Annotated in this window: 8 protein-coding genes; all 8 read right to left on the bottom strand. The window is 52.9% G+C overall.

Annotated features, from left to right (window positions below):
- Positions 1-28: 28 nt before the first annotated feature.
- Positions 29-601 carry a hypothetical protein gene (locus tag VGS28_00890; protein ID HEV2412342.1) on the bottom strand — a complete coding sequence of 191 codons (573 nt, stop codon included), beginning with the start codon at positions 599-601 and terminating at the stop codon, positions 29-31.
- A 32-nt stretch (positions 602-633) separates the two neighbouring features.
- A complete protein-coding gene (gene rpsJ, locus VGS28_00895; GenBank protein HEV2412343.1) occupies positions 634-960 on the bottom strand; it encodes a 30S ribosomal protein S10 in 327 nt (108 codons plus the stop codon).
- A 22-nt stretch (positions 961-982) separates the two neighbouring features.
- Positions 983-2,170 (bottom strand): elongation factor Tu, encoded by a 1,188-nt coding sequence (tuf, locus tag VGS28_00900; GenBank protein ID HEV2412344.1) that lies wholly within the window; start codon positions 2,168-2,170, stop codon positions 983-985.
- Between the two features lie 125 nt (positions 2,171-2,295).
- On the bottom strand, positions 2,296-4,398 hold the full coding sequence (fusA, locus tag VGS28_00905) for an elongation factor G (GenBank protein HEV2412345.1): 2,103 nt from the start codon (positions 4,396-4,398) through the stop codon (positions 2,296-2,298).
- 22 nt (positions 4,399-4,420) lie between these two features.
- The gene (locus VGS28_00910; protein HEV2412346.1) at positions 4,421-4,750 is read right to left on the bottom strand and encodes a hypothetical protein; all 330 of its coding nucleotides are present in this window, start codon (positions 4,748-4,750) and stop codon (positions 4,421-4,423) included.
- Positions 4,751-4,755: 5 nt separating this feature from the next.
- A complete protein-coding gene (rpsG, locus tag VGS28_00915; protein HEV2412347.1) occupies positions 4,756-5,235 on the bottom strand; it encodes a 30S ribosomal protein S7 in 480 nt (159 codons plus the stop codon).
- A complete protein-coding gene (rpsL, locus tag VGS28_00920; protein ID HEV2412348.1) occupies positions 5,235-5,648 on the bottom strand; it encodes a 30S ribosomal protein S12 in 414 nt (137 codons plus the stop codon). The genes rpsG and rpsL overlap by 1 nt, the downstream gene beginning before the upstream one ends.
- A 26-nt stretch (positions 5,649-5,674) precedes the next feature.
- On the bottom strand, positions 5,675-6,427 hold a 753-nt coding region (locus VGS28_00925; GenBank protein ID HEV2412349.1), incomplete at its 5' end, for a hypothetical protein.

Raw genomic sequence — 6,427 nt, forward strand, 5'->3', positions numbered from 1 at the left:
TTACGGCTATTGTAGCAGAAAAAGTTTCCTATGCTCTACTGTAGGGGTCTGCTATCGGCGGTTGTCGGTATGCTTCGAGGACTTCACGTAAATGTTCTTGGTGAAGCGGGGTCGGATCCAAACCGGATTGTGCGGCTAGGCTTTCTATTGCCCGACTCAACGGTATAACGGTGTGCGTGACTGATTCGGTACGGAGGATATCTGGCATAGAGCTTGCATCTCGCAGGGCAGGTGTTAGGTAGTATGCTAAGCTTGCTAACGCATCAGCCAGGTCATACGCAACGTGGCGTGGGTAGCGATGGATACGGTTTACCCACTGGCAGAGCTGACCTTCAATGCCATGCGCCAGTATAAGTTGGGCTCTTGTTCTTGCCATTGAGCCGAGCAATGGCAAAGCAACCTCACGCATGACTGGCCCTTGGTCCTCGAGGCGTCTATCGATCCGTGCCACTGCCTCCAAGACTGCCCGATTTGCGAGAGCGATCTCACACGAAGAAAGGACCGTCCGATGGACCAGTCCTTTCTCTTGCTCACCCGTAAGTCTATCAAACTCTGCTTGCTCAGTCAGATTGAGTTCGACGGGTACGTAGTAAGATGTCATGAAGTGATTGTCACATGAGTGTGACAATCTGTCTACATTCGTATTTCTGCGTCGCAGCCGGCTGGCAGTGAGAGATTCTGTAGAGACTCGATCGTCTTAGGAGTCGGCTCGGTCACATCGATGAGACGCTTGTGAACACGAATCTCAAAGGCTTCGCCGCCCTTCTTATAGACGTGCGGGCTCTTTACGACTGTGTAGCTGCTCCTCTTGGTAGGAAGCGGGATAGGACCGGCAACCGTAGCGCCTGTTCGAAGCACGGTCTCAACGATCTGCCGGGAGGCCTGATCGATCACTTTCTGATCGTAGGCTTTCAGGCTGATACGGATACGTTGCTTAGCTGTCGGTGTTGTGGCTACCATGTCCTAAACCTTTGTCCTCATCCTATTTTGTAATCTTGGTGACGACACCCGCACCTACGGTTCGGCCACCTTCGCGGATAGCGAAGCGGAGACCATCATCCATAGCGATTGGAGCGAGCAGTTTAACCTTGAAAGTGATCGTATCACCTGGCATAACCATCTCTTTGTCTGCTGGGAGCTCAACCTCGCCAGTCACGTCCGTAGTCCGGAAGTAGAACTGAGGCTTGTAGCCCTTGAAGAATGGAGTGTGGCGTCCACCTTCTTCCTTAGTAAGGATATAGACTTCTGCGTCGAACTCTGTGTGTGGGGTGATTGAGCCTGGCTTGGCCAGAACCTGACCGCGCTCGATCTGGTCCCTTTCAATACCGCGAAGAAGAATACCGACGTTATCGCCAGCCTGGCCTTGGTCGAGCTGCTTCTTGAACATCTCAACACCAGTTACAACACTCTTCTGAGTGGCGTGCAGACCGACGATCTCAACCTCTTCGTTAACCTTGACGATACCTTGCTCGATACGGCCAGTGGCAACCGTACCACGACCCTTAATTGAGAAGACGTCCTCGATTGGCATCAGGAACGGCTTGTCGAGCTCGCGCTTCGGCTCTTCGATGTATTCGTCCATAGCCTTGACGAGTTCCATGATGGAGTCTTCAGCGGCCGCGTCACCCTCGAGTGCCTTAAGGGCTGAACCCTTGACTATTGGAGCGTTGTCGCCGTCAAAGTCATACTTGTTAAGTAGCTCACGGACGTCAAGCTCGATAAGTTCGACCAGCTCTGGGTCAGCCATATCCATCTTGTTGAGAAAGACGACGATTCGAGGCACACCGACCTGCTTGGCAAGCAGAACGTGCTCGCGAGTCTGAGGCATAGGACCGTCAGCAGCTGAGACGACGAGGATAGCACCGTCGATTTGGGCAGCGCCGGTAATCATGTTCTTGACGTAGTCGGCGTGACCTGGCATATCAACGTGTGCGTAGTGGCGCTTCTCGCTCTCGTACTCAGAGTGATCGGTAGCAATGGTGATACCACGAGTGCGCTCTTCAGGTGCCTTGTCAATCTCGGCATAGCTCTTTGGCTTGTTGATCGGGCTTGGGATTTTCTTGGCAAGCACTGTCGTAATGGCTGCAGTTAGAGTCGTCTTGCCATGGTCAACGTGTCCCATAGTACCCACGTTTACGTGAGGCTTTGTTCGGTTGAATGTATCTGCCATAGAGGGTAGATCTCCTTAATTTATTGTAATTTCGTTAAACAATTGGCGTGAAATAGTACACCCCACGCTGTATATGCGCCTATTATACGTTCTCCACCCCTATCTGTAAAGCAAATTTCTGTCACTTAGCTTTTGCTCTTTGCGATGATGGCCTCGGCTACGTTGCCGGGCACTTCTTCGTAGTGAGCAAGCTCCATTGTCGAGCTGGCTCTACCCTGGGTCATGCTGCGGAGGCTCGTTGTGTAGCCGAACATCTCACCGAGAGGTACAAAAGCTGTGATGACCCGAGAAGTTGGTCGCTCTTCCATGCTTTCAATACGACCGCGTTTGGAGTTGAGGTCGCCGATTACGTCACCAAGGAAGTCCTCAGGAGTGACGACTTCAACCTTCATAATAGGCTCGAGTAGTACTGGGTCAGCCTTCTTGACTCCATCTCGAGTAGCCAGAGCCCCCGCCATCTTAAAGGCTAGTTCTGATGAGTCAACTTCGTGGTAGCTACCGTCGTAGAGGGTGACTTTAACGTCAACGACGGGATAACCGGCGATAACTCCCCCATCGAGGGTCTCAATGACACCGTTCTTAACTGGGGTGCGGTATTCCTGAGGGACGACACCACCTTTGATCTGGTCAAAGAACTCAAAGCCTTTACCGCGCTCATTGGGCTCAAGCTTGAGCCAGACATCACCGTACTGGCCACGGCCACCAGTCTGTTTGATGTACTTCCCTTGAACTTCAACTTGCTTCTTGATTGCCTCGCGGTAAGCTACCTGAGGCTGGCCGATGTCGGCTTCAACCTTGAATTCGCGCTTCATTCGGTCGACGATGATCTCAAGATGAAGCTCGCCCATACCGGAGATGATAGTCTGGCCGGTTTCGTGGTCGACATGGATGCGGAAGGTCGGGTCTTCTTCGGCTAGTCGCTGAAGGGCCAGCGACATCTTCTCTTGGTCGGCCTTGGTCTTCGGCTCGATTGCAATCGAGACGGGAGGTTCAGGGAAGGTAATGCTTTCAAGAATAATCGGGTTGTTCTGGTCGCAGAGGGTATTACCGGTAGTGGTGCCCTTAAGTCCGACGATGGCGGCGATATCTCCGGCGGTCACTTCAGTGACGTCCTCACGATGATTTGCATGCATCCGGACGATGCGACCGACACGCTCTTTTTCTCCGGTCGAGCTGTTAAAGACGTAGCTTCCAGCCGTCAAGCGACCTGAATAGACCCTAAAGAAGGCCAACTTACCAACGAATGGGTCAGTCGCAATCTTAAAGGCCAGTGAAGCAAATGGTTCGCTGTCACTTGGCTTACGCTCGATCTCATCACCTGTCTTTGGGTGAGTTCCCCAAACGGCGCCTTTATCTAGAGGCGACGGCAAGAAGTCCACGACAGCGTCGAGTAGTTTCTCAACGATGACACCGCGTCCGTCGCCGCCGGAAACTGCGAAGAAGTCACCCGAGAGTACCGACTTACGAACGGCAATGCGAAGTTCTTCCTCGGTGATCTCGCCGGTATCAAGATACTTCTCGAAAAGGGTGTCGTCAGCCTCAATAGCTGCTTCGATGAGCATTGAACGCCATCGTTCAACCTCGTCCTTCATGTCCTCGGGGATCTCCTCAACGGTAAGCTCTTTGTCGGTGTAGTCCTTGTAGGTATATGCCTTCATATCGATCAGATCGACAATGCCGCGGATGCTCTGTTCAAAACCGATTGGTAGGTGGATCGGATAGGCGCGTTTACTCAAGCGCTGATGGATAGACTCAAGGCTCTTCTTGAAGTCACCACCGGTCTGGTTGATCTTGTTAATAAAACAGATGCGAGGGACGCCATACTTATCGGCTTGACGCCAGACAGTCTCGGACTGCGATTCAACGCCCATCTTACCGTCAAAAATGGTGACCGCACCATCCAGGACACGAAGCGAACGCTCCACCTCGACCGTAAAGTCGATGTGGCCTGGGGTATCGATGATGTTGATACGATGCTCTTGCCCCTTGAAGTTACCCTCGTCAGGCGTCCAGAAACAGGTTGTCGCGGCCGAAGTAATGGTAATACCACGCTCGCGCTCCTGCTCCATCCAGTCCATGGTTGCTTCGCCCTGGTGGACTTCACCGATCTTGTGGACTCGCCCAGTTCGGTACAGGATGCCTTCTGTCGTCGTCGTCTTACCGGCATCAATATGAGCAATAATGCCAATGTTGCGAATCTTATCTAGCGGATACTTCTTGTCTGCCATCCTATTACCTCTTTAATATTGTTTATGCTGGTTGTGCTACGTTTTCTGTTTGAAGGCTCGCAGCGTGTGAATAGAAGATACCGCGAACAGCTAGGAGCCTCGCATCTTCACCTACGAGTGGCGGGTGAAAACTCGTTTCGATTTCGCGTTCACCATGTCCTGCAAATTCTAGATTGCCTCGGATTCTTGTACCGGGCCTGTCGCCACCTATGTGACTGATCGTTCCTGTCATATTGATACCCGCACCACCAACTTCGGCGTAGGCCTGGATTGTCCAGCTGTTGGCACCTGGCTCCCCAGTAAGAGCCAGCGACTCATTATCAGCGAGGCTTTCAATTGATGGATGCATCATAAAGCTTATCCTCGGGCGAAATGTGCGAACGCACGGTTAGCCTCGGCCATACGGTGAGTATCTTCTTTCCGCTTGAAAGCGGCACCGTTCTGGTTGTGGGCATCGACGATTTCAGCAGCTAGGCGATCGGCGTACGGCATCCCTTTGCGGTCACGCGCAGCGTTGACGAACCACATAAAGGCGAGGTGTTGCTGGCGCTGACCTGAGACAGGATACGGAATCTGGTAGTTGGCACCACCGACGCGTCGGCTGCGGACTTCCATCTGGGGATAGACGTTCTTGATAGCCTTCTCAAAGATTACGAGCGGATCTTCGCTCTTAAGCTTCTTAGCGGCGATTTCAAGTGCAGTGTAGACTTGCCGCTCGGCCGAAAGCTTCTTGCCATCGCGGGTGCTCTTGTTGATCAGTCGCTGCACAAGAACGCTGTCGTACTTGCGATCAGGCATAATCTTGCGCTGGAGTGATTTGGTCTTCTTGCGTGGCATTACTTGCTCTCTTTCTTGGTACCGTACTTAGATCGGCCTTGCTTGCGGTTATTAACACCCTGAAGATCAAGGTTACCGCGGACGATGTGGTAACGGACACCCGGAAGATCTGGTACTCGACCACCACGAACGAGGACAACGGCATGCTCCTGCAGGTTGTGACCTTCGCCAGGGATGTAAGCCCAGACTTCCTGGCCGTTGGTCAGTCGGACACGAGCCACTTTACGAAGAGCCGAGTTTGGCTTGCGAGGGGTCTTAGTGGTGACCTTAATGCAGACGCCACGCTTAAGCGGTGCAGGTTGCTGGATATAGCGGTTCTTGAGGGCGTTATGAATCGTCCCCAAAGCACGAGTCTTGCTCTTGCGTAGGGCTGTCTTTCGTGGCTTGCGTATTAGTTGACTGATGGTTGGCATCTTGGGTTCCTATTTAATCAGATAATTCATCTTTCGTCAAAGGGTCGTCCACCTGTTCCGACCGGGATCTTGCGCCCAATGATGACGTTTTCCTTGAGGCCGTAAAGCCTGTCGGTGCGTCCACTGGTGGCGGCGTTGATCAACACTCTGGTGGTGTCCTGGAAGGAGGCGGCAGCCAAGAATGAGTCAGACCAGGTCGCCACCTTGGTGATACCAAGCAGTAGTTGGGTGAATTCGGCCGGGGTCTTCTTGTTCTTGGTCAGTTCATGGTTGGCTTCGATGACGGTTGCTTTGGAGACAATGTCGCTGGTCACGAAGAGGCTGTCACCTGGTTCTTCGATCTGGACTCGGCTGAACATCTGTCGCACGATGATCTCCAAGTGCTTGGCGGAGATGTCCTGGCCCTGCGCGGCGTAGATACGAAGGATCTCATTGATGATGTAGCGCTGGGTCGCTTCAATGCCTTTCAGGCGCATCAGATCGTGCAGGTTAAGCGAACCACTAGTAAGACGGTCACCTGGCTCAACTTGGTCACCACCGTCTACAGTTAGCTGCTTGAAGCCCGGAATGTCGTACTTAACCGGTATGGTAGCACCAGTCGTCATGACGGCTTGCTTCTTGCTGATCTCGACGACTCCATCGAATGGAGCGACTAGAGCGTTGCTGTCGTCTTCATCAGAGGCGATGACGTCGCCGGTGCGAAGTTCTGAACCAGACTTGACGCGAGCGATGCGACCACCGAGTGGCATCTTCTCAACTCGGCCGCCTGACGGAGTAAT

This window comes from Candidatus Saccharimonadales bacterium (assembly GCA_035945435.1).
Classification (GTDB): domain Bacteria; phylum Patescibacteriota; class Saccharimonadia; order Saccharimonadales; family DASZAF01; genus DASZAF01.